Annotated in this window: 22 protein-coding genes; 9 read left to right on the top strand and 13 right to left on the bottom strand. The window is 64.4% G+C overall.

Going from position 1 to position 24065, the window contains the following annotated elements; translation table 11 throughout:
* Nucleotides 1–69 precede the first annotated feature (69 nt).
* From lysS to F9Z44_RS04635, 9 genes are all read right to left on the bottom strand, one after another.
* Entirely contained in the window at nt 70–1623 is a 1554-nt protein-coding gene (lysS, locus tag F9Z44_RS04675; protein ID WP_159604028.1) for a lysine--tRNA ligase, read from the bottom strand.
* Between the two features lie 145 nt (nt 1624–1768).
* Nucleotides 1769–2485 (bottom strand): ABC transporter ATP-binding protein, encoded by a 717-nt coding sequence (locus tag F9Z44_RS04670; protein ID WP_159604026.1) that lies wholly within the window; start codon nt 2483–2485, stop codon nt 1769–1771.
* A gap of 16 nt (nt 2486–2501) precedes the next feature.
* Complete coding sequence (locus F9Z44_RS04665; protein WP_159604024.1) at nt 2502–3272, bottom strand: ABC transporter ATP-binding protein; 771 nt, start codon at nt 3270–3272, stop codon at nt 2502–2504.
* Nucleotides 3273–3286: 14 nt separating this feature from the next.
* Nucleotides 3287–4372 carry a branched-chain amino acid ABC transporter permease gene (locus F9Z44_RS04660; RefSeq protein WP_159604022.1) on the bottom strand — a complete coding sequence of 362 codons (1086 nt, stop codon included), beginning with the start codon at nt 4370–4372 and terminating at the stop codon, nt 3287–3289.
* 17 nt (nt 4373–4389) lie between these two features.
* Nucleotides 4390–5319 (bottom strand): branched-chain amino acid ABC transporter permease, encoded by a 930-nt coding sequence (locus F9Z44_RS04655; protein ID WP_159604020.1) that lies wholly within the window; start codon nt 5317–5319, stop codon nt 4390–4392.
* 231 nt (nt 5320–5550) lie between these two features.
* Nucleotides 5551–6852: a replication-associated recombination protein A gene (locus F9Z44_RS04650; protein WP_159608579.1), complete on the bottom strand. Its 1302-nt coding sequence runs from the start codon at nt 6850–6852 to the stop codon at nt 5551–5553.
* The gene (gene lolA, locus F9Z44_RS04645; protein WP_159608580.1) at nt 6849–7484 is read right to left on the bottom strand and encodes an outer membrane lipoprotein chaperone LolA; all 636 of its coding nucleotides are present in this window, start codon (nt 7482–7484) and stop codon (nt 6849–6851) included. Before lolA ends, F9Z44_RS04650 begins: the two co-directional genes overlap by 4 nt.
* A gap of 44 nt (nt 7485–7528) precedes the next feature.
* A complete protein-coding gene (locus tag F9Z44_RS04640; RefSeq protein WP_159604018.1) occupies nt 7529–9877 on the bottom strand; it encodes a DNA translocase FtsK in 2349 nt (782 codons plus the stop codon).
* Between the two features lie 79 nt (nt 9878–9956).
* Nucleotides 9957–10631 carry a Crp/Fnr family transcriptional regulator gene (locus F9Z44_RS04635; protein ID WP_159604016.1) on the bottom strand — a complete coding sequence of 225 codons (675 nt, stop codon included), beginning with the start codon at nt 10629–10631 and terminating at the stop codon, nt 9957–9959.
* Between the two features lie 152 nt (nt 10632–10783).
* Here F9Z44_RS04635 and trxB point away from each other — a divergent pair, with 152 nt between their 5' ends.
* The 3 genes from trxB to rpmG all read left to right on the top strand — a co-directional run bounded on the left by trxB (nt 10784) and on the right by rpmG (nt 12337).
* Nucleotides 10784–11731, top strand: a complete 948-nt coding sequence (gene trxB, locus F9Z44_RS04630) for a thioredoxin-disulfide reductase (RefSeq protein WP_159604014.1) — start codon at nt 10784–10786, stop codon at nt 11729–11731.
* A 189-nt stretch (nt 11732–11920) separates the two neighbouring features.
* On the top strand, nt 11921–12154 hold the full coding sequence (gene rpmB / locus F9Z44_RS04625) for a 50S ribosomal protein L28 (RefSeq protein ID WP_056269541.1): 234 nt from the start codon (nt 11921–11923) through the stop codon (nt 12152–12154).
* A gap of 12 nt (nt 12155–12166) precedes the next feature.
* Nucleotides 12167–12337: a 50S ribosomal protein L33 gene (rpmG, locus tag F9Z44_RS04620; protein WP_056269543.1), complete on the top strand. Its 171-nt coding sequence runs from the start codon at nt 12167–12169 to the stop codon at nt 12335–12337.
* 118 nt (nt 12338–12455) lie between these two features.
* Here rpmG and F9Z44_RS04615 read toward each other — a convergent pair whose 3' ends face one another.
* Nucleotides 12456–13682: a DesA family fatty acid desaturase gene (locus F9Z44_RS04615; RefSeq protein ID WP_159604012.1), complete on the bottom strand. Its 1227-nt coding sequence runs from the start codon at nt 13680–13682 to the stop codon at nt 12456–12458.
* Nucleotides 13683–13849: 167 nt separating this feature from the next.
* A complete protein-coding gene (locus F9Z44_RS04610) occupies nt 13850–15118 on the bottom strand; it encodes an RsmB/NOP family class I SAM-dependent RNA methyltransferase (RefSeq protein WP_159604009.1) in 1269 nt (422 codons plus the stop codon).
* 148 nt (nt 15119–15266) lie between these two features.
* Here F9Z44_RS04610 and F9Z44_RS04605 point away from each other — a divergent pair, with 148 nt between their 5' ends.
* Entirely contained in the window at nt 15267–16886 is a 1620-nt protein-coding gene (locus tag F9Z44_RS04605) for a peptide chain release factor 3 (RefSeq protein ID WP_159604007.1), read from the top strand.
* On the opposite strand, the gene purN is transcribed toward F9Z44_RS04605, so the two are convergent.
* On the bottom strand, nt 16887–17477 hold the full coding sequence (gene purN / locus F9Z44_RS04600) for a phosphoribosylglycinamide formyltransferase (protein ID WP_159604005.1): 591 nt from the start codon (nt 17475–17477) through the stop codon (nt 16887–16889). It lies immediately after the preceding gene.
* 14 nt (nt 17478–17491) lie between these two features.
* On the opposite strand from purN, the gene F9Z44_RS04595 reads away from it, so the two are divergent.
* The 4 genes from F9Z44_RS04595 (at nt 17492) to F9Z44_RS04580 (ending at nt 22064) form a co-directional block, all read left to right on the top strand.
* Nucleotides 17492–18223 (top strand): YceH family protein, encoded by a 732-nt coding sequence (locus F9Z44_RS04595; protein ID WP_159604003.1) that lies wholly within the window; start codon nt 17492–17494, stop codon nt 18221–18223.
* A 78-nt stretch (nt 18224–18301) separates the two neighbouring features.
* On the top strand, nt 18302–19483 hold the full coding sequence (locus tag F9Z44_RS04590; protein WP_159604001.1) for an acyl-CoA dehydrogenase family protein: 1182 nt from the start codon (nt 18302–18304) through the stop codon (nt 19481–19483).
* Nucleotides 19484–19495: 12 nt separating this feature from the next.
* A complete protein-coding gene (locus F9Z44_RS04585) occupies nt 19496–20611 on the top strand; it encodes an acyl-CoA dehydrogenase family protein (RefSeq protein WP_159603999.1) in 1116 nt (371 codons plus the stop codon).
* 76 nt (nt 20612–20687) lie between these two features.
* Nucleotides 20688–22064: an alpha/beta fold hydrolase gene (locus tag F9Z44_RS04580; RefSeq protein WP_159603997.1), complete on the top strand. Its 1377-nt coding sequence runs from the start codon at nt 20688–20690 to the stop codon at nt 22062–22064.
* Between the two features lie 75 nt (nt 22065–22139).
* Here the strand turns inward: F9Z44_RS04580 and F9Z44_RS04575 are convergent, their stop codons facing one another.
* The gene (locus F9Z44_RS04575; RefSeq protein ID WP_159603995.1) at nt 22140–22697 is read right to left on the bottom strand and encodes an HNH endonuclease; all 558 of its coding nucleotides are present in this window, start codon (nt 22695–22697) and stop codon (nt 22140–22142) included.
* 191 nt (nt 22698–22888) lie between these two features.
* Here F9Z44_RS04575 and F9Z44_RS04570 point away from each other — a divergent pair, with 191 nt between their 5' ends.
* Complete coding sequence (locus F9Z44_RS04570; RefSeq protein WP_159603993.1) at nt 22889–23968, top strand: bifunctional riboflavin kinase/FAD synthetase; 1080 nt, start codon at nt 22889–22891, stop codon at nt 23966–23968.
* Nucleotides 23969–24065: the final 97 nt, after the last annotated feature.

The following is a 24065-nucleotide window of genomic DNA, read 5'->3' as shown; positions in this document are numbered from 1 at the left end:
GGCCGCTCCCAAGGCGAATCAGCCCCCGTGGGGGGCAGCGGACCTCGCGCAGCGGGTGAGCGTGAGGGCTCAGTGTTCTCGCCTCAGGGCGGGGAAGAGGATCACATCGCGGATGCTGGCGCTGTCGGTCAGCAGCATCATCAGGCGGTCAATGCCGATGCCACACCCACCGGCCGGGGGCATGCCGTATTCGAGCGCACGGATGTAGTCGGCGTCGAAATGCATGGCCTCATCGTCGCCGCCGTCCTTGGCCGACACCTGCGCGTGGAAGCGCGCGGCCTGGTCTTCGGCGTCGTTGAGCTCCGAGAAGGCATTGCCGAATTCACGCCCGGTGATGTAGAGCTCGAAGCGCTCGGTCACCTCGGGCTTGGCATCGTTGGCGCGGGCCAGCGGCGAAATCTCGGTGGGGTGGTCCATGATGAAGGTCGGGTTCCAGAGCTTGTCTTCGACCTTTTCTTCAAAGTACATCACCTGCAGGCTGGCGAGGCTGCGCGTGGAGAGCTGGTGTTTGGCCTCGGTCAAGCCGAGCTTCTTCAACTGGTTCAGCAACCACTCCATGCTGTCCACGTTGTCGCCGGCCTCGGTGTGCTTGAGGATGGCTTCGCGGATGGTGAGGCGCTCAAAGGGTGAGGTCACGTCCACCGGCTGGCCCTGGTAGGTCAGCGGCACGTCGCCGCGCACCTCGCGCACCACATGGCGGATGAGGTCTTCGGTGAAGCTCATCAGGTCCTGGTAATTCCAGTACGCCGCGTAGAACTCCATCATGGTGAACTCGGGGTTGTGGCGCACGCTGATGCCTTCGTTGCGGAAGTTGCGGTTGATCTCGAACACGCGGTCGAATCCACCCACCAGCAGCCGCTTCAGGTACAGCTCGGGCGCGATGCGCAGAAACATCTCCTGGTCCAGCGCGTTGTGGTGGGTCTTGAACGGCTTGGCGTTGGCGCCGCCCGGGATCGGGTGCAGCATCGGCGTCTCGACTTCGAGAAAACCGTGGCTGACCATGAAGCCGCGCAGGCTGGAGATGCCGCGGCTGCGGTTGACGAAACGCTGGCGCGCGCTCTCGTCGGTCATCAGGTCCACATAACGCTGGCGGTACTTGATCTCCTGATCGGCGATGCCGTGGAACTTGTCGGGCAGCGGACGCAGGCTCTTGGTGATGAGGCGAACGCTGTCGGCGTGGATGGTCAGCTCACCGGTGCGGGTGCGGAACAGCACGCCCTCGGCCGCCACGATGTCGCCCAGGTCCCAGTGCTTGAACGCGTTGTGCAGGGCCTCACCCACGCTGTCGTTGTTCATGTAGATCTGGATGCGGCCGCCGCTGGGGCCGAACGAGGCGTCCTGCAGCGTGGCAAAGCTGGCCTTGCCCATCACGCGCTTGAGCATCATTCGCCCTGCCACGCAGGCACGCACCGGGTTGGCTTCGAGCGCTTCCTTGGTGGTCTCGCCGTGCACCGCGAACAGCTCGGCCGCCTTGTCGGACGGTTTGAAGTCGTTAGGGAAGGCCACGCCCTCGCCCCGCTGCTGCGCTTCGCGCATCACCTTGAGCTTCTCGCGGCGCTCCGCGATCAGCTGGTTGTCGTCGTGCGCGGGGGCGCTGGCATCGGGGGTGTGGACTTGGGTCATGAATGAAAAGAGGGTTGAGCACCGGTGTGCGCAACCCTCAATTGTAGGTTTGGACAAGAGGCCCGATTCGCCGCCGGGCCGCCCCAAGGCGAATCAGCCCCCTTGGGGGGCAGCGACCCGCGGAGCGGCGAAGCGTGGGGGCGCTTTACTCGCCCAAATACGCTGCGCGCACTTTCGGGTCATCCAGCATGTCGCGGCCCTTGCCGGTCATGATGATTTCGCCAGAGTCCATCACGTAGCCCCGGTCGGCAATCTGCAGCGCGCGGCGGGCGTTCTGCTCCACCAGCAGGATGGTCACGCCCTGCTTGGACACGTCGCGCACCACCTCGAAGATCTTGTCGACCATGATGGGCGACAGGCCCATGGAGGGCTCGTCGAGCAGCAGCACCTTGGGCTGGCTCATGAGTGCGCGCGCCATGGCCAGCATCTGCTGTTCGCCGCCGCTCATGGTGCCGGCAAGCTGGTCCTTGCGCTCACGCAGGCGCGGGAAGATGCCGAACATCTTCTCGATGTCCTGTGCAATGCCAGGCTTGTCGTTGCGGATGTAGGCGCCCATCTGCAGGTTTTCAGTGATGGTCATGCGCGTGAACACGCCACGACCTTCGGGCACCATGGCCAGGCCCTGTTTCACCAGATCCCAGGCGCCTCTGCCCTTGATGCTCTGGCCCATGTACTCGATGTCGCCGGCTTCAAAGGCGAGCGAACCGGTCACGGCCTTCATGGTGGTGGTCTTGCCCGCGCCGTTGGAACCGATCAGCGAGATCAACTCGCCTTCGTTCACTTCGAGGTCGATGCCCTTGACGGCCTTGATGCCGCCGTAAGCGACCTTCAGGCCGCTGACTTTGAGGAGAGTGTTTGCCATGTGTGTGCGTCCTGGTTCAGTGGCCACCGGTGCCGAGGTAGGCCTCGATCACCTTGGGGTCGCGCTGCACATCGGCCGGCGAGCCCGACGAGAGCTGCTTGCCGTAGTCAAGCACGGTCACGCGGTCGCACAGGCCCATGACCAGCTTCACGTCGTGTTCGATCAGCAGGATGGTGCGGTTGTCGTTGCGGATCTGGTCGATCAGCTCGCGCAGTTGCACCTTTTCGGTGGCGTTCATGCCGGCGGCGGGCTCGTCCAGGGCAATCAACTGGGGATCGGTGGCCAGCGCGCGCGCGATCTCCAGACGACGCTGGTCACCGTAGCTGAGCGTGCGCGACTTGTAGTCAGCGAAGCGCTCGATGCCGACATAGGCCAGGAGTTCGCGAGCTCGCGCCGTGATCTCGGCTTCTTCGCGCTTGAATCCGGGCGTGCGCAACACCGCGCCGATCAGGCCCGAGTGCGTGCGCACGTGGCGCCCGACCATCACGTTTTCCAGCGCGGTCATTTCGGCGAAGAGGCGGATGTTCTGAAAGGTTCGCGCGATGCCAGCCTTGGCCACCTCGTGCACGGCACTGGGCGTGTAGGGCTTGCCGGCGAGTTCGAAAGAACCGCTGTCGGGCGTGTACAGGCCGGTCAGCACGTTGAAGAAGGTCGTTTTGCCGGCCCCGTTGGGGCCGATCAGGCCATAAACCTGGCCGCGTTTGATTTCCATGCCCACATCGCTGAGGGCTTGCAGGCCACCGAAGCGTTTGGAGACATTGGCAACTTTGAGAATCGTGTCGGTCATTGAAGTTGCTCCGCTCACTTGGACAAGGACTTGCCATGCTCGGGCGCGGGCCACAAGCCTTTGGGACGGATCAGCATCACGATCACCATGGCCAGTGCGATGAGCAACTGGCGCAGGATTTCGGGTGCCAGGCGGCCGTCGGTCATGGCGGTGAGCGGATGTGCCACGTGACGCAACAGCTCGGGCAGGCCGGCCAGCAGCAAGGCGCCGAGCACCACGCCGGGAATGTGGCCGATACCGCCCAGCACGACCATGGCCACCACCATCACCGACTCCATGAGCGAGAACGACTCGGGCGACACGAAGCGCTGGAACGAGGCGAACAGCACACCAGACACACCGCCAAACGAAGCGCCCATGCCAAAGGCGAGCAGCTTGAGGTTGCGGGTGTTCAGGCCCATGGCCTTGGCGGCTATCTCGTCCTCGCGAATGGCCATCCAGGCGCGGCCGATGCGCGAGTCCTGCAGGCGGTACGAAATGACGATGGCCATCACCACGAAGAAAAGGAACAGGTAGTAGTACAGCGTGACTGGCTGGAAGGAGTAGTCACCGATGGTCAGCCGCTTGCCGAGATCGAGACCAAAGACCGAAATGGTGTCGATCTGGCTGATGCCCTTGGGACCGTTGGTGATGTTCACCGGACGGTCCATGTTGAGCAGGAAGATGCGAATGATCTCGCCGAAGCCCAAGGTGATGATGGCCAGGTAGTCACCGCGCAGCTTGAGCGTGGGCGCCCCCAGGATCATGCCGACGACACCGGCCACCAACGCGGCCAGGATCATCACGATCCAGATGCTGTAGTGGATGCCCTGCGGGAACATGGCCTTGATGGCAGGGAAGGTGTCGGCAAGGTGGGGCGAGCCCAGCAGCGCAAACACATAGGCACCCACCGCGAAGAACGCGATGTAGCCCAGGTCAAGCAGGCCGGCGTAGCCCACCACAATGTTCAGGCCCAAGGCCAGCAACACATAGAGCAGGGCGATGTCGAGAATGCGCACCCAGGAGTTGCTGCCGGTGGACTGCAGCAGGATGGGCAGCAACAGCAGGACAGCGCCCGCGATCAGGAAGACGGCCAGCTTGCCGGTTTTGGTGTTCATCATGTGATGTCTCCTGGCGGTCAGGCGCGGTCGGCCACACGTTCACCCAGCAGGCCCGAGGGGCGCAGCGTGAGCACGACGGCCAGCACGATGAAGGCAAAGATGTCGGTGTACTGGCTGCCCAGCACCCCCCCGGTGAGCTTGCCGAGGTAGCCGGCGCCCAGGGATTCGATCAGGCCCAGGGCAATACCGCCGACCACCGCGCCGGCGAGGTTGCCAATGCCACCCATCACCGCAGCCACAAAGGCCTTGAGACCGGGCATGAAGCCCATGGCGTGCTGCACCGTGCCGTAATTGGAGGCCCACATCACGCCAGCGATGGCCGCGAGCATGGCGCCAATGATGAAGGTGGCGGAAATCACCACGTCGGGCTTGATGCCCATGAGGGCCGCCACGCGCGGGTTCTCGGCGGTGGCGCGCATGGCGCGCCCCAGGTTGGTGCGGTTGACCAGCCACATGAGGAAAGCCAGCGTGATGACAGTGGTGGCCAGGATGGTGATCTGGGTGATGGAAATCACCGCGCCGCCGAAGTGAAGCGGCTCGGTCGGCAGCATGTTCGGGTACGACTTGGGATTGGGTTTCCAGATGATCATGGCAAACGTCTGCAGAAGCAGCGACATGCCGATGGCCGTGATCAGTGGGGCCAGTCGGGACGAGTTGCGCAGCGGGCGGTAGGCCAGCTTTTCAATCGTGAAGTTGAGGGAAGCGCAAACCACCATGGCAATGATCACCGCCAGCAGGAGCACGAGCCAGCCAGGCATGCCGGGTGTGGCGTCCTGCATCACGCCGATGATGGTCCAACTGGTGAGTGCGCCCACCATGAGCACGTCGCCGTGGGCGAAATTGATCAGCCCGATGATGCCGTAGACCATGGTGTAACCCAGAGCCACCAGCGCATACATGCTGCCCAGCACCAGACCGTTGATGATCTGCTGTAGCAAAACTTCCATGAAGATTCTCCGTGTGTGTGACAGGCCGAGGGACGCTTGTGGCGCTGGCCTGTTTCAACCTAGCAAAAAACCCGCCAGACATGACCTTGGAACAGGACAGACTGCGGGTTGGTGGACGGATTGTAATGAGGCGCTTTTGGGGGCCACATGCGTGTAAGCCCTTAGCGCACAAGGGTTTACCCGGGATTTTGCTGACACCCCGCCGCTTGCATCAGCGCGAATGGGAATGCATTAGTTATTTTGATTGTTGCGATTCTTGAGTTCACGCAGCTTATCGGCGATGCGCAACTCCAGACCACGCTCCACCGGCCGGTAGAAGCCCGGCTCGGCCATGCCCTCGGGCAGGTAGCGCTCGCCCGCGGCAAAACCGCCCTCTTCATCGTGCGCATACCGGTAGCCCTTGCCGTAGTCGAGCTCTTTCATGAGCTTGGTGGGCGCGTTGCGCAAGTGCATGGGCACCGGGCGCGTGCCGTCCTTCTTCACGAAGGCCTTGGCCTCGTTGAAGGCCTTGTAGACCGCGTTGGACTTGGGCGCCACGGCCAGATAGATCACGCACTCGGCCAGTGCCAGTTCGCCCTCGGGGCTGCCCAGGCGCTCGTACACCTCGGCGGCGTCCAGCGCCAGACGCAGCGCGCGCGGGTCGGCCAGGCCGATGTCTTCGGCCGCCATCCGGATGAAGCGCCGCGCCATGTAGCGCGGGTCGGCGCCGCCGTCGAGCATGCGCACGAACCAATAAAGCGCCGCGTCCGGGTCGGAGCCGCGCACGCTTTTGTGCAAGGCACTGATGGTGTCGTAGAACTGCTCACCTCCCTTGTCGTAACGGCGCATGCGCTCGCCCAGCACCTTGAGCAGCCAGGCGTCGGTGATCTCGGTGAGCCTTTCACGACCAGCCGCCACGGCCAGTGTCTCCAGCGTGTTGAGCAGGCGTCGGGCATCACCGTCGGCGTAGGCAATCAGGCGGTCGGTGGCGGCGGCTTCCATGGCCGGCACCGCGTCGATGCCCTGCGCCTTGGCCACGATCAGCTTCAGGTCGTCTTCCGACAGCGGCTGCAGCACATAGACGGCCGCGCGCGAGAGCAAGGCCGAGTTGACTTCGAACGACGGGTTTTCGGTGGTGGCGCCGATGAAGGTGAACAGGCCGCTTTCCACGTGCGGCAAAAAGGCGTCCTGCTGGCTCTTGTTGAAGCGGTGAACCTCATCGACGAACAGGATGGTGCGTTGCGGCGAGAGCCCGCTGCGAGCGGCCTCGGCCCGCTCCACCGCCTCGCGGATGTCCTTCACCCCGCCGAGCACCGCGCTGATGGTGAGGAACTGCGCGTCGAAGGCGTCGGCCATGAGACGCGCGATCGTGGTCTTGCCCACACCGGGAGGCCCCCACAGGATGCAGCTGTGCGGTTGGCCCGATTCAAAGGCCAGGCGCAATGCCATGCCTTCGCCCAGCATGTGCTGCTGGCCGATGACTTCGCCCAGGGTGCGTGGACGAAGCCGCTCGGCCAGGGGCGCGTGGGGACTGGGAGAGGCCACGGATGTCAGGGCCGCATGACAGAGGCGCCTGCCGGCGGCTGGAACTTGAAGTCGGTCGCTTTCAACGGGGCGTTGGACTGCCAGTCGTTGAAGGTGAGCACCGAACGCTGGCCCAGGCTGTCTTCAATGTCGAGCACCGAGAGCTGGCCTTGCTTGAAGCCCACACGCACCAGTTGCAGCTGGCCGTTGCGGTCCTTCGGCTTCGCCTCCAGCCACTCCAGGCCGTCTTTGGCCGCGCCAGGCTTGAGCTCAAACGCGTCCGACAAACCTTTGATGTCAGCGCCCGCCGCAATCAAGGCCGCGGGCGTGCTGCCCAGCACCTCTTTCTGGCCGCGCGCCGTGACCTGATTCAGGTCCACGTCATACAGCCACAGCGTCTGGCCATCGGCCACGATGGTCTGCTCAAACGGCTTGGTGTACTCAAACCGGAAACGGTTGGGCCGCAGGAATTCGAAGCGCCCGGTGGAGGTCTTGCTGCGCGCCACGGTTTCGGTGGCGCGCTTGGGCGACGTCACCACCTGGGTGAAGCTGGATTTGCCGCTGCCCACTTCACGCAGGAACTTTTCCAGGTCCTGCAGGCCATCGGCCCAAGCGCCCAGGGTCGCAAGGCTCAGGGCGGTCGCGATCGTCAATTTCTTCATCATGGGGTTCTGATCCGGTTGGGCCGGCTCGGTTCAAGCCAGCGTCATTCGCCGCGCGCGGGCACCAGAATGTCGCGCTGCCCGCTCGATGTGAGGGCACTCACCAGACCAGCGTTTTCCATGTCTTCGAGCAAGCGGGCGGCACGGTTGTAGCCGATCTTGAGTTTGCGCTGCACATAGGAAATGCTGGCCTTGCGGTCCTTGATGACGATCTCCACCGCCTGGTCGTACAGGGCATCCTTCTCGCCGCCGCCCTCACCGCCGCCTTCGCCGAACAGATCGCCTCCCTCGCCATCGGCCACGCCGCCTTCCAGCACGCCGTCGATGTAGTTGGGTTCGCCACCCTGTTCCTTGAGGTAGGCCACCACGCGGTGCACTTCGTCATCGCTCACAAACGCACCATGCACCCGGATCGGGAATCCTGTACCCGACGGCATGTAAAGCATGTCACCCATGCCCAGCAGGCTCTCGGCACCCATCTGGTCGAGGATGGTGCGGCTGTCGATCTTGCTGCTGACCTGGAACGACAGGCGCGTGGGAATGTTGGCCTTGATCAGGCCGGTGATCACGTCCACGCTGGGGCGCTGGGTGGCCAGGATCAAATGGATGCCGGCCGCGCGCGCCTTCTGCGCCAGGCGTGCAATGAGCTCCTCGATCTTCTTGCCCACCACCATCATCAGGTCGGCCAGTTCGTCGATCACCACCACGATATAAGGCAGGCGCTCCAGCGGCTCAGGCTGTTCGGGCGTGAGGCTGAACGGGTTTCCGATGATCTCGCCGCGGGCCTTGGCCTCGTCGATCTTCACGTTGTAGCCCGCGAGGTTGCGCACGCCCAGCTTGCTCATCAGCTTGTAGCGCTTCTCCATCTCGGCAACGCACCAGTTCAGGCCGTTGGCCGCGTGTTTCATGTCGGTCACCACAGGCGCCAGCAGGTGCGGGATGCCCTCGTAGACGCTCATCTCCAGCATCTTGGGGTCGATCAGCAGCAGGCGCACGTCGCGTGCGTCGGCCTTGTACAAAAGCGACAGGATCATCGCGTTGATGCCGACCGACTTGCCCGAGCCGGTGGTACCAGCCACCAGGCAATGCGGCATCTTGGCCAGATCGGCCACGATGGGTTGGCCTCCGATGTCCTTGCCCAGGCCCATGGTCAGCATCGATTTGGCATCGTTGTAGACGGCCGAGCCCAGGATCTCACTGAGCTTGATGGTCTGGCGCTTCGCGTTGGGCAGCTCCAACGCCATCAGGTTCTTGCCCGGAATGGTTTCAATCACGCGGATGGAGACCAGCGAGAGCGAACGCGCCAGGTCGCGCCCGAGGTTGACGATCTGCGAGCCCTTCACGCCGGTCGCTGGCTCGATCTCGTAGCGCGTGATGACAGGGCCCGGTGCTGCGGCGACCACGCGCACATCCACGCCAAAGTCCTTGAGCTTCTTCTCGATCAGGCGGCTGGTCATCTCCAGCGTCTGACTGTCCACACCCGCCTGGTGCGCTGGCGCGCTGTCGAGCAGATCCACCTGCGGCAGCTTGCTGTCGGGCAGCTCGGTGAACAGCGGCTTCTGGCGCTCCTTGGCCACACGCTCGCTTTTGGGCACATCGACCAGCGTGGGCTCGATCACCACCGGCGTGGGGTGGTGCTCCTCGATCTCCACCCGCTCGACCTTCACCACTTCTTCGCGTTCGCGCGCCGCCTTCTCGCCGATGCGATGGTCTTCCACCGCTTCGCGCTTCTCGCGGCGCGCTTCGAACCAGCCGTCCAGTGTGTGCCCGACCTCCTCGGCCCAATGGCCCCAGGAAAAGCGGAAAACGCGCGGCAGGCACACCAGCAACAGCGCCAGCATGACCAGCGCCGAGCCAGTGAACCCCAGCCAGCGCATGGAAAACGCGCCGAGACCATGCCCGAGCACACCACCCGCATGGCCCGGCAACAGCGCTTCCAGTCGGTACAGCCGACTCCATTCCAGCACGGTGCTGGCGGCCATCAGGGTAACGAGCGACAGCCAGAACAGGCTGCGCCGCGCCCAGGGGCGTTGCCAGAGTCGGTCATCCTGTCCGTCACCTACTTCGGCCCGTGTACCGCGAATCCATCCGGCCAGGGCGGACAACCACGCCCTGACACCGACCAGGAAACACCACCAGACCGAGAAGCCGAAGAGGTAGTAGCTCCAGTCAGCCACCAGTGCGCCCAGTCGGCCACCCCAGTTGCCCACTTCCATTGCGGTTCCGGTGGTGCTCCAGGCCGGGTCGACCAGCGAGTGGCTCATCAAGGCGAGCAGCCAGAAGGCCAATGCAGCCGCCCCCAGCACCAGGCCGATTTCCTGGGCAAAACGAGAAACGCCGACCTGCGGTTGGCCCGCACGGTCGGCGTTGAGGGTGTTCAGTGAGTAGGTCATGGGCTGTTCAAATGTCCAGCAGCTAGCTTACCCCAAGCCCATGCCCGAATGACCGGCCGCGCGTGCACGGCCGTGGGGTTCAGCCCAGGGAATTCAACCGTTCCTTGATGACGGTGCTGCCGTCTTCGGTCATCTCGATGAAGCCCCTGTCTTCCAGGTCTTTCATGACGCGGCTGACCATCTCACGCGAGGCGCCGATCATCTTCGCCACGTCCTGGCGCGACACGCGGTCCTTGATCGTCAGCACACCATCTTTGTCGGGCTGGGCAAACTCAAGCAGCGCACGCGCCACCCGGCCATACACATCCATCAGCGCGAGCGATTCGATCTTGCGGTCGGCGTGGCGCAGGCGCTGCACCAGGCCCTTCATGACGGCGTAGGCCATGGAACTGTTCTCGGGCAGACAGCGAGCGAACTCGGCACGCCCCAGAATCAGCACATCGGTCTGCACCTCGGCCTTGACCGTGGCCGAGTGCGGCTGGTTGTCGATCAGGCTCATCTCGCCCACATAGTCACCCGGGTTCATGGTGGCCAGGATCACCTCCCGTCCGCGCGTATCGGTGGTCACAACACGTGCCCGCCCCGTCAGCACGATGGCCAGGCAGTTGGACTTCTTGCCTTGCTCGACGATGCACTCTCCACGCTTGAAGCGCCGCTTGATCACGGAGTCGGCCACCGACTCGGCCTGGGCCTGGGTCAAGGTGGAGAACAACGGAACCCGGCGGATCAGATCGAGATTGGACAGGAGAGACATGCGTGTATTCCTTGTTCTGGGAAGCGCTGGCGGCGCCGTTTCATACAATGACCTGAAGTCAAGGCCCCTGCACCGCAGGCTGCTGACCTGACGCTCCAATATAACCGCCGACTCTAAACCACTTGCCCCTGAATGCGATGGGGACTTGCACCATGAAACACGCCAAAGTACTGATCCTCGGCTCGGGGCCCGCTGGCTACACCGCCGCCGTCTACGCCGCTCGCGCCAACCTCAACCCGGTGCTCATCACCGGCATCGCGCAAGGCGGCCAGCTCATGACCACCACCGACGTGGACAACTGGCCAGCCGATGCCGACGGCGTGCAGGGCCCTGACCTCATGCAGCGGTTTCAGGCGCATGCCGAGCGATTCAAGACCGAGATGATCTTTGACCACATCAACGCGGTTGACTTCAGCAAACGCCCCTTCGTGCTCAAGGGCGACAGCGGCGAATACAGCTGCGACGCGCTCATCATCGCCACCGGCGCATCGGCCAAATACCTCGGCTTGCCCTCCGAAGAAGCTTTCATGGGCAAGGGCGTGTCGGGTTGCGCGACCTGCGACGGCTTCTTCTATCGCGGGCAAGAAGTCAGCGTCGTGGGCGGTGGCAACACAGCCGTGGAAGAGGCGCTGTACCTGTCCAACATTGCCAGCAAGGTCACGCTGGTGCACCGCCGCGACACTTTCAAGGCCGAGGCGATCCTGATCGACAAACTGATGGAAAAGGTCGCAGCCGGCAAGATCGAACTCAAGCTGCACAGCACGCTCGACGAGGTGCTCGGCGACCAGACCGGCGTGACCGGTGTGCGCCTGAAAAACGTGCAGACCGGCGCCAGCGAAGATCTCACCCTCAAGGGCTGCTTCATCGCCATCGGCCACCAGCCCAACACCGACATCTTCAAGGGCCAACTCGACATGAAAGACGGCTACATCACCACCCGCTCGGGCCTGCAGGGCATGGCCACCATGACCAGCGTACCGGGTGTGTTTGCAGCAGGTGACGTTCAGGACCACGTGTACCGCCAGGCCATCACCAGCGCCGGCACAGGCTGCATGGCCGCACTGGACGCCCAGCGGTTCCTTGAGCAAAACGCGTCCTGAAGACTGGCTTGTCCGGCCAGATCGCCGATTGGCTATAATCGCGGGCTTTGCTGAGTTTAATGGTCCGACCGGGGCCACAGCAGATTCGGGTTACCGCCACCCTTTCCTGGCGAGGTGAGGCTGCATGGGCCAGGCACGGAACAACTTCCGGTCGCGGGCAGCAGCTGTTTGAATGATCGGAGTGTCCTCATGGCACGCGTCTGCGACGTCACGGGCAAGAAGCCCATGGTCGGGAACAATGTTTCCCACGCCAACAACAAAACCAAGCGCCGGTTCCTCCCGAACCTGCAATACCGCCGTTTCTGGGTCGAGAGCGAAAACCGCTGGGTGCGTCTGCGCGTCTCCGGTGCCGCCCTGCGCCTGATCGACAAAAACGGCATTGACGCCGTGCTCGCCGACCTGCGCGCACGCGGTCAAGCTTAAGGAGAACCGAACATGGCAACCAAAGGCGCACGCGAGAAGATCAAGCTGGAATCCACCGCTGGAACCGGCCACTTCTACACCACCACCAAGAACAAGAAGACCACGCCCGAGAAGATGCTGATCAAAAAGTTTGATCCAAAAGCTCGCAAGCACGTGGACTACAAAGAAATCAAGCTGAAATAAGCGGGGTTTCTTCCAGCAAAAAAGCCGCTGCCATCAGCGGCTTTTTTGCGGGCCATCGATCATCATCTGCCCATGAAAAAACCACCCCGCGGGGTGGTTTCTTCTGGACGAGTCAAGTTCAGGCGTGAGCGGAGCGTAGACGAATGGAGAAGTCGCGCAGTGCGGCAATACCGCTTTCTTCAGCCCGGCGGCACCACGCCTGCAGGTCGGTGGCGAGTTGTTCGCGGGTGGCTGTGGTGCTGGACCACAGGGCACGCAGTTCTTCGCGCATGGTCACCATCTTGTCGAGCACAGGATGCTCGGCGCGCACTTGGGCCAGCTGGGGCTTGACGTTGGCCGGCACCTTGTCGTCGTCGCGGTGCAGCCACTGGCGGGCAGACTGCAACACGGTGGCATCGCCCCGGCGGTGTTGCAGGGCCTCGATCTCTCGCTTGCAGGCCGCGCGCATTTCGCGAGCGTAGCCAGCCATCACTTCGTAGCGGTTAGCAATGATCGCTTCCAACGTTTTTTCGTCGGCCACCGGCTTCACGTCGCCGAACGCCATCTTGGGAGGGAGCTTCTTGACCGAAGCCAGGCCCACCGAGCGCAGCATGCTGATGTACATCCAGCCAATGTCGAACTCGTAGGGCTTGACCGAGAGCTTGGCCGACGTGGGGTAGGTGTGGTGGTTGTTGTGCAGCTCTTCGCCGCCGATGATGATGCCCCAGGGCGACACGTTGGTACTGGCGTCGGTCGCCTCGAAATTGCGATAACCCCACCAGTGGCCAATGCCGTTGATGATGCCGGCTGCGGTGATCGGGATCCAGATCATCTGGATCGCCCAGACGGTCACGCCCAACACGCCGAACAGCGCCACGTTGATGATCATCATGAGGCTCACACCCAGGCGCGAACGGCCGGTGTAGAACTCGCGCTCGACCCAGTCGTTGGGCGTGTTGTGGCCGTAACGGTCAAGGGTTTCCTGGTTCTTGGCTTCGGCGCGATACAGCTCGCTGCCTTCAAAGAAAACCTTCTTGATGCCGAACACCACCGGGCTGTGCGGGTCACCTTCGTGTTCGCACTTGGCGTGGTGTTTGCGGTGGATGGCCGTCCATTCCTTGGTGACCATGCCGGTGGTCATCCAGAGCCAGAAGCGGAAGAAGTGCGATGCGATCGGGTGCAGGTCCAGCGAGCGGTGAGCTTGGTGGCGGTGCAGGTAGATGGTGACGCTGGCGATGGTGATGTGGGTGAACACCAGGGCCACGATCATGGTTTGCCACCAGGTCGCGCCGGTCAGGCCGTGTGCGAGGAACTGGATGAGGCCGTCCCAGATGGACGCAAAAATACCGAAGTCGGAAGAGGACATTGATTTCCCAATAGACCGCCCCGGGGGAGCGGATGGATACCGAGTGGGCTCCAGGGCACCCGGAGCAGTAACGCCCACAATTTTAAGGGCGAGGGTGATATTCACCAACCCATATCCCGCCCTTAATGTGGAAACTACTGCCCCAGATCAAGTGAATTGACGGCTTTTCAAGGCCTTTTCCGCCAGACGGCGGCAAAAAAGCCGTCCGTAGCATGCCGATGCGGCCACAGACGCAACCACCGCCCTTCGTCGCCCTGGCACAGGGAGGCCGCATTCTGGACTTGGGCGGTGTCCAGCAAACCGGCGGCGGGCACCACCTCGAATTCGGCATGGGCCGCCTCGAAAGCGGCACAGACCTCCTCGTTTTCCTGCTTCAGCAAGCTGCAGGTGGCATACACCAGGCGCCCGCCTGGCTTGAGCAGACGTGCCGCGCTGTTCAAGATGGCGAGCTGCAGTTCGGCCTGGGCGGCCACGGTCTGGGGGGTCTGGCGCCACTTCAGGTCGGGGCTGCGGCGCAATGTGCCCAGGCCCGAACACGGTGCATCGACCAGCACCCGATCGATCTTGCCGGCCAGCCGTTTGATGCGGTCATCGCGCTCGTGGGCAATGGCCACCGGGTGCACGTTGGACAGGCCGCTGCGTGCCAGGCGCGGTTTGAGCGCGTCCAATCGGTGGCCGGAGGTGTCGAAGGCGTAGAGACGACCGCTGTTGCGCATGGCGGCGCCGATGGCCAGGGTCTTGCCCCCGGCACCGGCGCAGAAGTCCACCACCATCTCTCCGCGCTTGGCGTCCAGCAACAGGGCCAGCAGCTGAGAGCCCTCGTCCTGCACCTCGACCTCGCCTTCGGTGAACGCGGGCAGTTTGGCCAATGACGGTTTGCCCTGCAGGCGGATGCCCAAGGGCGAATACGGCGTGGCGGCCCCTGACAGACCCGCTTTTTGCAGCGAGGCCAGCACCGCTTCGCGCTTGGCCTTGAGCACGTTGACACGCAGGTCCAGAGACGCGGGCAGGTTCAGGCTGGCAACCAGCGCATCAAATTCGTCACCCACCTGCTCGCGCAGGGCGGTGGCGAGCCACTCGGGCAGGTTGTGGCGGTGAGGCGCCATCAGGTCGGCGTCGGTGACGGCGTCGCAGTGGTCAAGCCAGGTCTTCTCGGACTCGGTGAGCGCGCTCTTGATGAAATCGCGGTCACCCGGAAACGCCAGGATCGCCAGCCGGCGCCACTTGGAGCCGCTGCCCGAGCGGGCGAGCCATTCGAACTTGAGGCGTTGACGCAGGATGGAATAGACCGTGTCGGACAGCGTGGCGCGCTCGCGGGAACCGAGCGAACGGTTCTCGCGAAAATGGCGGGCAACGACGGCGTCGGCAGGGTGTTCGAACTTGAAAACCTGTTCGATCAGGATGGCGCTTTCGTCCAGGAGGGCTTTTGGATGCATGGCACGTATTGTCTCCCTCCCTGCGCCGCTGACGCGGCTTCGCCCGGAGGGGGACGATGCCTGGGACCGGGGGAGCCGGATCCGCGGCATCTCTGCAATGGGGCACGCACTCCGGCAACGGTTGCTGTGCCGGGGATAATCACAGGCTATGTCCGAACTTTCCCAACAGGTGCGCCGCCGCCGCACCTTCGCCATCATTTCCCACCCCGACGCGGGCAAAACCACACTCACCGAGAAGCTGCTGCTGTTCTCCGGCGCGATCAACATCGCCGGCAGCGTGAAGGCGCGCAAGGCTGCGCGCCACGCCACCAGCGACTGGATGGAGATCGAGAAACAGCGGGGCATTTCGGTGGCGTCGTCGGTGATGCAGATGGAATACCGCGACTGCGTGATCAACCTGCTGGACACCCCCGGCCACCAGGACTTTTCTGAAGACACCTACCGTGTGCTGACCGCCGTGGACGCCGCCTTGATGGTGATCGACGCGGGCAACGGCGTGGAGCCGCAGACGCGGCGCCTGCTGCAGGTTTGCCGCGCGCGCAACACGCCCATCCTGACTTTCGTGAACAAGATGGACCGTGAGGTGCAGGCACCGCTGGACCTGATGGACGAGCTCGAACGCGAACTGGGCATGACGGTGGTGCCCTTCACTTGGCCCGTGGGCATGGGCAAGACCTTCCGCGGCGTTTTCGACCGCCGCACCGACCAGATGCGCGTGTTCGCGGCCGGCGAAGACCGCCGCGGCGGTGACGAGGACGTGCTGGTCGGCCTGAACAACCCAGAAAGCGTGCGGCGCTTCGGATCGGAGTTTGAACAGGCGCGCGACGAGCTGGAACTGGTCGCTGGCGCCTCACCCGCCTTCGACGAAGCGCAGTTCCTGGCGGGCAAGCAGACGCCCATGCTGTTCGGCTCGGCGGTCAACAACTTCGGCGTGCGCGAGGTGCTCGACGCGCTGGTTGACCTGGCACCGCCGCCCGGCGACCGCCCTGCTATCCAGCGCACCGTGCACCCCGACGAACCGAAATTCAGCGGTGTGGTGTTCAAGATCCAGGCCAACATGGACCCGGCGCACCGCGACCGCATCGCCTTCGTGCGTGTGGCCAGCGGGCATTTCGAGCGCGGCATGAAGCTCAAGGTGGTGCGCTCAGGCAAGGACCTGCGCCCCAACACCGTCGTGAGTTTCCTCTCGCAGCGCCGCGAACTGCTGGACGAGGCCTTTGCCGGCGACATCATCGGCATTCCCAACCATGGCGTGCTGCAACTGGGCGACACGCTCACCGAAGGCGAGAGCCTGCAGTTCACTGGCCTGCCCTTCTTCGCGCCAGAAATCATCCGCAGCGTCGAAGTGGCCGACCCGCTGCGCAGCAAGCAGCTGCGCTCGGGTTTGACGCAACTCGGCGAAGAGGGTGCGATCCAGGTGTTTCGTCCGGTGGCCGGCTCGGTGCTGCTGCTGGGTGCCGTGGGCCAGCTGCAGTTCGAGGTGGTCGCACACCGCCTGGAGCATGAATACGGTGTAAAGGCCCGCATCATGAACAGCCCCTACCAGGTGGCGCGCTGGGTCACCTGCGCGCCCGAAGACGGCGGGGAGATCGAGCTCAAAAAATTCATCGACGCCAACAGCCACCGCGTGGCGCTGGACGCGGTGGACGCACCCACGCTACTGGTGGACCACGCGGCCACGCTGCGCGCGGTGGAGGCGAACTGGCCGAAGATCAAGTTCCACGCGATGCGGGAGCATGCGGGGCTGGTGTTCGCCAAAGGCGTCTGATCAAGCCGAGAGCAACCGCTCCAAAGCCCGCGGGTAAATGACGTGCTCCTGCGTCAGCACCCGCGCGGCCAGCGATTCGGCCGTGTCGCCCGGCAGCACCGGCACCACCGCCTGCTCCAGGATTTCGCCGTGGTCCAGCTCGGACGTCACGCGGTGCACGCTGGCGCCCGCGACGCGACAGCCCATCTCGATCGCGCGCTGGTGTGTCTTCAGGCCGGGGAACGCGGGCAGCAGGCTGGGGTGGATGTTGACGAGGCGCCCCTCGTAGTGCTGCACGAAGCCGGGCGTGAGGATGCGCATGAAGCCGGCCAGCACCACCAGGGTGGGTTCATGGCGATCGATCTCGGCCATGAGCGCGGCGTCAAAGGCCTCGCGGCTGGCGTAGGCGGTGTGGTCCAGCGAGGCCGTTGCGATGCCCTGCTCTTGGGCCCAGGCCAGCCCCTGCGCACCGGCCTTGTTGCTGACCACGGCCACAACCCGCGCGCCCAACCGGGCTTGCCAGCGTTGTTGGAGGGATGTCTCCACGATGGCGGCCATGTTGGAGCCGCTTCCGGAGATCAGAATCACGATGTTTTTGTTCACGCCAGACATGGCCCGGAAGTGTAATGACCTCAGACCTGCAAACATCGTCAACCGGCCGCCCGCGCGGCCACGATTTTCAACAGCGCCCGCTCTCGCTAACCGAGGCCCGCGTACTCGGCACGCTCATGGAAAAAGCGCGCACCGTGCCCGACAGCTACCCGCTCACGCTCAACACGCTGGTGACCGGCTGCAACCAGAAGTCCAGCCGCGATCCGGTGATGAACCTGGCGGACGCCGCCGTGCTCGAAGCGCTGGACGCCCTGCGCGCCCTGAACCTGGTGCTGGAGAGCAGCGGCAGCCGCGTGACCCGCTACGAACACAACTTCATGCGCGCCGTGGCCGTACCGGAGCAATCGGCCGTGTTGCTGGGCATGCTGGTGCTGCGCGGGCCGCAGACGGCGGGAGAGCTGCGCCTGAACACCGAGCGCTGGTACAAGTTTCTCGACATCGCCTCGGTTGATGGCTTTCTGGAAGAACTGCAAGACCGCAGCGACGACAAGGGCGGCGCGTTGGTGGTGAAGCTGCCGCGGGCACCGGGCGCGCGCGAGCAGCGCTGGGCGCACCTGCTCTGCGGGCCGGTGGATGCGTCTTTGCTGGTCCACAACCCAGCATCCGGCCACAGCGCGGCCACCGAAGACGAGCTGATCCACCTCACGCGCCGTTTGGCCACGCTGGAAAACACCGTGGCCGCGCTGCAGGATCAGCTTCAAAATCTGAACGAACAACTCGGCTTGTCGCAGCCCGGACAGCCATAAAACGAACGGTCGTGCCAAACTGCCCGGCGTTGTTCAATTTGCCGGCACATTTCCGTGGCGGCCACCAGGAGACACCCCATGGATTTGGCATTCACGCCCGAAGAGCAGGCGTTTCGCGAGGAGATCCGCGGCTGGGTCAAGGCCAACCTGCCCGCCGAGATCGCCCACAAGGTTCACAACGCGCTGCGCCTGACGCGCGACGACATGCAGCGCTGGGCCAAGATCCTCGGCAAGAAGGGCTGGCTCGGCTGGGGCTGGCCCAAAGAGTTCGGCGGCCCGGGCTGGAACGCGGTGCAGAAGCACCTGTTCGAAGAGGAATGCGCCCTGGCCGGCGCACCGCGCGTGGTGCCCTTCGGCCCCGTCATGGTGGCGCCGGTGATCATGGCCTTCGGCAACAAGGCACAGCAAGAGCGCTTCCTGCCGGGCATCGCCAGCGGTGAAGTCTGGTGGAGCCAGGGCTACAGCGAACCGGGCTCGGGCTCGGACCTGGCCTCGGTGAAATGCCGCGCCGAGCGCCAGGGCGACAAGTACATCGTCAACGGCCAGAAAACCTGGACCACGCTCGGCCAGTACGGCGAGTGGATCTTCTGCCTGGTGCGCACCAGCACCGAGGGCAAGCCGCAAACCGGCATCTCCTTCTTGCTGATCGACATGAAAACACCCGGCGTCTCGGTGCGCCCGATCAAACTGCTCGACGGCGAGTGCGAGGTCAATGAAGTGTGGTTCGACAACGTCGAAGTGCCAGCCGAGAACCTGATCGGTGAAGAGAACAAGGGCTGGACCTACGCCAAGCACCTGCTGAGCCACGAGCGCACCAACATCGCCGACGTGAACCGCGCCAAGCGCGAGCTGGAGCGCTTGAAGCGCATCGCCAAGGCCGAAGGCGTGTGGGACGACCTGCGTTTCCGCGACCAGATCGCCCTGCTAGAAGTCGACGTGGTCGCGCTTGAGATGATGGTGCTGCGCGTGCTGTCGGCCGAAAAATCGGGCAAGAATTCGCTCGACATCGCCGGCCTGCTCAAGATCAAGGGCAGCGAGATCCAGCAGCGCTACAGCGAGCTCATGATGCTGGCCGCCGGCCCCTACAGCCTGCCCTTCATCGAAGAAGCCATGGAAGCCGGCTGGCAGGGCAGCTTCCCCGGTGGCGTCAACGCCAACGCGCCGCTCGCATCGACCTACTTCAACATGCGCAAGACCACCATCTACGGTGGCAGCAACGAAGTGCAACGCAACATCGTCGCGCAAACCGTGCTCGGCTGAGGAGATCAACACATGGACTTCGATTTTTCCGACGACCAAAGCGCGCTGCGCGACGCGGTTCAAAAGTGGGTGGAGAAGGCCTACACCTTCGAGCGCCACACCGCCATCGTGGCCGCAGGCGGCTTCGACCGCGCGGCCTACAACGAACTCGCCGAACTCGGCCTGGCCGGCCTGTATGTGAGCGAAGACGACGGCGGCATGGGCATGGGCCCCATCGAGGGCATGGTGGTGATGGAACAGCTGGGCAGTGGCATCGTGCTGGAGCCGCTGGCGCAGACCCTGATCACCTCGGGTGTGCTTGGCGGCTACGCCCCGGCCGAACTCAAGGCCGCCTGGCTGCCCCGCATCGCATCGGGCGAAGCGCTGGTGGTGCTCGCGCATCAGGAACGCAAGGCCCGCTACAAGCTCGATGTGTGCGCCACCACCGCCACCTCGTCCGGCGCGGGCTGGTCGCTCTCGGGCACCAAGAACGTGGTGCCCGCCGCGGACCAGGCCGACGCTTTCGTTGTGCCCGCCATGGCCGCCGGCAAGCTCGCCCTGTTCCTGGTGGAGCGCACCGCCTCGGGCGTGAGCACCAGTGGCCATCACACACAAGATGGCGGTCGTGCCAGTGACCTGACGTTGAAAGACGCACCAGCCCAGCTCGTCACCCTTGATGGCCTGACCGCGCTCGAACACGGTGTGGACATCGGCATCGCGGCCACCTGCGCCGAAGCCGTGGGCGTGATGGACAAGACCCTGGCCATCACGGTCGAGTACATGAACACGCGCAAACAGTTCGGCGTGGCGATTGCCACTTTCCAGGCGCTGCGTCACCGCGTGGCCGACATGAAGATGCAGCTGGAACTGGCGCGCTCCATGAGCTACTACGCCAGCCTCAAGCTCAACGCGCCGGCGCCCGAGCGCCGCGCGGCCATGGCGCGCGCCAAGGTCCAACTGGGCACGTCCATGCGCTTCGTGGGCCAGCAGGCGGTGCAACTGCACGGCGGCATCGGCGTGACCGACGAGTACATCGTGAGTCACTACTTCAAGAAGCTCACCCAGATGGAGATGACCTTCGGCGACACCCTGCACCACCTGGGTGAGGTGTCCAGCCGAATGCAGGACACGGCAGGGGTGTTCGCCTGATCCCTGGTACCCCGGCGGCCCGCTCCTCGCGGGCCGCTCTGTTTTCGGCTCCCACAAGTACACCCTGGAGACACGCATGACCACCCGCCGCCACCTCCTTGCACTGGTCGCCAGCAGTTTGCTGCTGGGCGCCTGCGCCACCGCGCCGCAAGGTGCCGACCAGCAGCCGATTGTCTTCGTGCACGGCAACGGCGACTCGGCTTCCATCTGGCAGAGCACGGTATGGCGCTTCGAGTCCAACGGCTGGCCACGCGAACGCCTGCATGCGATCGACCTGCCCTACCCGCTGGCGCGTGACGAAGACGGCAAGGCACAACCTGGCCGCTCTTCCACCGCCGAGCACATGACGTTCCTGAAATCCGAGGTGGAGAAGGTGATGAAGGCCACGGGTGCCAGGCAGGTGGTGCTGGTCGCCAACTCGCGCGGTGGCAACGCGGTGCGCAACTACATCCAGAACGGCGGCGGCGACAAGACCGTGAGCCACGCGGTGCTGGGCGGCACACCCAACCACGGTGTGTGGGCCACCAAGGGCTTTCGCGAAGCCAACGAATTCTCGGGCACAGGGCCTTTTCTGAGCGCACTGAACGCGCCGAAAAACGCCGCGGGCGACGAGGTCACCGGCCCGGTGAAGTGGATGACCATCCGCTCGGACAACAACGACAAGTTCGCCCAGCCCGACGGCCTGTGGATCGGCGCCAAGGGCACGCCGACCAACGTGACATTCGAAGGCCCGGCGCTCAAGGGAGCCAACAACGTGGTGCTGCCGCGCGCGGACCACCGCGAGACATCGTTCTCGCCAGCGGCCTTTGACGCCACCCACCGCTTCATCACCGGCCAAGCGCCCGCCACGCTGGCCCCGACGCCGCAAGCGCCAGTGGTGCTCAACGGCAAGATCACCGGCCTGGGCCTCGTGCCCACCGACCCGGCCAGCGGCAGCTACTCGAACAACCTGCCACTCCCAGGCGCGCAGCTGATGGTCTACGCCACCGACCCCGCCACTGGCGAACGCAAGGGCGCAGCGGTGCACAGCAAAACCGTGGGCGTCGACGGCCTGTGGGGTCCGTTCACCGCGCAAGCCGGCGTGCCCTACGAGTTCGTGATCAGCGCGCCGGGTTACGCCACCACGCACATCTACCGCAGCCCGTTCCCGCGCGGCAGTGAGCTGATCCACCTGCGCGCCGAGCGCGTCCCGGCGGCTGACAAGGATGCGAAATCCACCGCCACCTTCACGCGGCCGCGCGGCTATTTCGACGCCGAGCGCGACAAGATGGCGTTTGACGGCAAGGCCCTGCCGGGCGTGCCACCCACGGGCGCGGGCGTATCGAGCTCGAAGATCAAGCTGATGGAAGACGGCGTGCGAGCGATTGCAGCGGAGTTCAATGGCGAAAAGATCACCGGACGCACCTGGCCGGTGGCCGACAACCATGTCGTCATCCTCGAACTGAGCTACTGAAAGACCCCACGCTGCGCTGCTCCCCCGAGGGAGCTGGCCCAGCCTGGGGCCGTCCGCCACCGGGGCACTGAAACTTCAGGCGTGCAGACGCGAGGTCTTGGGCAGGTGCGACATCAAAAACTCCATCTGGTCCGCCAGGATGCGGCGGTTGCGCAGGATGAAGTCTTCCCACAGGCTGGGCACATACGGCGCATACAGCAGCCCCATGTGGGCTTGCTCCGGCGTGCGGTTGCCCTTGCGGTGGTTGCACGACTTGCACGCCGTCACCACGTTCATCCACAGATCGCGCCCGTTCTGGCCCAACGGCACGATGTGCTCGCGGGTCAGTTCTTCCTCGACAAAATGTTCGCCGCAGTAAGCACACACGTTGCGGTCGCGCGCAAACAGCTTGCTGTTGGTCAGCGTGGGGCGCAGGTCGAACGGGTTGATGCGCGGCACGCCCTGGGTGCCGATGATGGAGTTGACGTTGATGATGGACTGGCGCCCGGTAAGTGCGTTGTGTCCGCCGTGAAACACCGCGATTTCGGCACCCATCTCCCAGCGCACTTCGTCCGCGGCGTAGTGCAGCACGGCTTCTTCAAGGGTGATCCACGACTGTGGCAGACCCTGGGCTGAGAGCTTCAAGACCTTCAAGACGGACTCCTTTGTGCGGTGGCATCAGCGGAAAACAGGCCCCGGGAGGCCCGACATCGCCGGCGGGCAGGGCCTGCGGGCGTGTATCGTCGTGTGTCAATATAGCGCGCTTTGATGACGCAACCCGTCGCGCCATCACATTCCCCACCGAAGCCCGGCTTCCAACGGCTCCTTCACCCCTTCGACCCGGCATGAAAATCTTCCGCGGCTTGCGCAGCCGCCTCACCAGCGACCCCGACACAGCCCCCGGTGGCTGCGCGCTCACCATCGGCAATTTCGACGGTGTGCACCGCGGTCACCAGGCCATGCTGGCGCTGCTCAACAACGAAGCGAAGCACCGCAGCGTGCCCAGCTGCGTGATGACCTTCGAGCCGCACCCGCGCGACTACTTCGCCGCCCTGCACCACCAGCCCGAACTGGCACCGGCCCGCATCGCCACCCTGCGTGACAAGCTGCAGGAACTCGAACGCTGCGGTGTCGACCAGTGCGTGGTGCTGCCGTTCAACGCCAAGCTCGCTGCACAGACACCACAGGCCTTCATCGAAGACATCCTGGTCGCCTCGCTGGGCGTGAAATACGTGCTGGTGGGCGACGACTTCCGCTTCGGCGCCAAACGCGCCGGCGACTACGGCATGCTGGACGCCGCCGCCAACCGGCTGGGCTTTGATGTGGCCCGCATGCAAAGCTACGAGGTGCACGGCCTGCGTGTGTCCAGTTCGGCCGTGCGCCAGGCCCTGGCAGCGGGTCGCATGGACGACGTGGCGGCCCTGCTGGGCCGGCCATACAGCATCAGCGGTCATGTGGTGCACGGGCGCAAACTCGGTCGCCAACTCGCCGAAAGTGGCCCCGGCCGGGGCGACGGCTTTCGCACACTCAATCTGCGGTTTTCACACTGGAAACCTGCAGCCAGCGGCATCTTCGCGGTGCTGGTGCACGGCCTCGGCCCACAAGCCGATTCAGCGCCCCTGCCCGGTGTGGCCAACCTCGGTGTGCGGCCCTCACTGGACCCCGATGACGTGAACGGCGGGCGCGTGCTGCTCGAAACCCATTGCCTCGACTGGCCCGGCGCTCTGGCCGAGAGCCTGCCCGGCGGGGAGGCCTACGGTAAAATCGTGCGCGTGGAACTGCTGCACAAACTGCATGACGAGCTGAAGTACGCCAGTCTGGACGCCCTGACCCAGGGCATCGCGCGCGACTGCGACGACGCACGCGCCTTTTTCGCCTCGCTGCACACCCAAACCCACCGCCAGACCACGCGCGACCGAATTTAGACCTCGCGTCTATCCGGTCGCTGCCCTTCGACAGGCTCAGGGCGAACGGTGTCACCCTCTGTTTCTTCTCACTCCCCCGTTCGGGCTGAGCTTGTCG

Origin of the sequence: Hydrogenophaga sp. PBL-H3, assembly GCF_010104355.1 — a bacterium.
GTDB lineage: Bacteria > Pseudomonadota > Gammaproteobacteria > Burkholderiales > Burkholderiaceae_C > Hydrogenophaga.
Note: the sequence above shows the minus strand (reverse complement) of the source record. Positions and strands in the feature narration are given on the sequence as shown.

Bases quoted from the DNA above. Each gene is read 5' to 3' on its own strand.
- rpmB (WP_056269541.1), top strand. From the start codon at position 11,921: ATGGCACGCGTCTGCGACGTCACGGGCAAGAAGCCCATGGTCGGGAAC.
- F9Z44_RS04640 (WP_159604018.1), bottom strand. From the start codon at position 9,877: ATGACCTACTCACTGAACACCCTCAACGCCGACCGTGCGGGCCAACCG.
- F9Z44_RS04570 (WP_159603993.1), top strand. From the start codon at position 22,889: ATGAAAATCTTCCGCGGCTTGCGCAGCCGCCTCACCAGCGACCCCGAC.
- F9Z44_RS04605 (WP_159604007.1), top strand. From the start codon at position 15,267: ATGTCCGAACTTTCCCAACAGGTGCGCCGCCGCCGCACCTTCGCCATC.
- trxB (WP_159604014.1), top strand. From the start codon at position 10,784: ATGAAACACGCCAAAGTACTGATCCTCGGCTCGGGGCCCGCTGGCTAC.
- F9Z44_RS04590 (WP_159604001.1), top strand. From the start codon at position 18,302: ATGGATTTGGCATTCACGCCCGAAGAGCAGGCGTTTCGCGAGGAGATC.
- F9Z44_RS04660 (WP_159604022.1), bottom strand. From the start codon at position 4,372: ATGATGAACACCAAAACCGGCAAGCTGGCCGTCTTCCTGATCGCGGGC.
- F9Z44_RS04655 (WP_159604020.1), bottom strand. From the start codon at position 5,319: ATGGAAGTTTTGCTACAGCAGATCATCAACGGTCTGGTGCTGGGCAGC.
- F9Z44_RS04615 (WP_159604012.1), bottom strand. From the start codon at position 13,682: ATGTCCTCTTCCGACTTCGGTATTTTTGCGTCCATCTGGGACGGCCTC.
- F9Z44_RS04610 (WP_159604009.1), bottom strand. From the start codon at position 15,118: ATGCATCCAAAAGCCCTCCTGGACGAAAGCGCCATCCTGATCGAACAG.
- F9Z44_RS04665 (WP_159604024.1), bottom strand. From the start codon at position 3,272: ATGACCGACACGATTCTCAAAGTTGCCAATGTCTCCAAACGCTTCGGT.
- rpmG (WP_056269543.1), top strand. From the start codon at position 12,167: ATGGCAACCAAAGGCGCACGCGAGAAGATCAAGCTGGAATCCACCGCT.
- F9Z44_RS04585 (WP_159603999.1), top strand. From the start codon at position 19,496: ATGGACTTCGATTTTTCCGACGACCAAAGCGCGCTGCGCGACGCGGTT.
- lolA (WP_159608580.1), bottom strand. From the start codon at position 7,484: ATGAAGAAATTGACGATCGCGACCGCCCTGAGCCTTGCGACCCTGGGC.
- F9Z44_RS04580 (WP_159603997.1), top strand. From the start codon at position 20,688: ATGACCACCCGCCGCCACCTCCTTGCACTGGTCGCCAGCAGTTTGCTG.
- F9Z44_RS04670 (WP_159604026.1), bottom strand. From the start codon at position 2,485: ATGGCAAACACTCTCCTCAAAGTCAGCGGCCTGAAGGTCGCTTACGGC.
- lysS (WP_159604028.1), bottom strand. From the start codon at position 1,623: ATGACCCAAGTCCACACCCCCGATGCCAGCGCCCCCGCGCACGACGAC.
- purN (WP_159604005.1), bottom strand. From the start codon at position 17,477: ATGTCTGGCGTGAACAAAAACATCGTGATTCTGATCTCCGGAAGCGGC.
- F9Z44_RS04595 (WP_159604003.1), top strand. From the start codon at position 17,492: ATGACCTCAGACCTGCAAACATCGTCAACCGGCCGCCCGCGCGGCCAC.
- F9Z44_RS04635 (WP_159604016.1), bottom strand. From the start codon at position 10,631: ATGTCTCTCCTGTCCAATCTCGATCTGATCCGCCGGGTTCCGTTGTTC.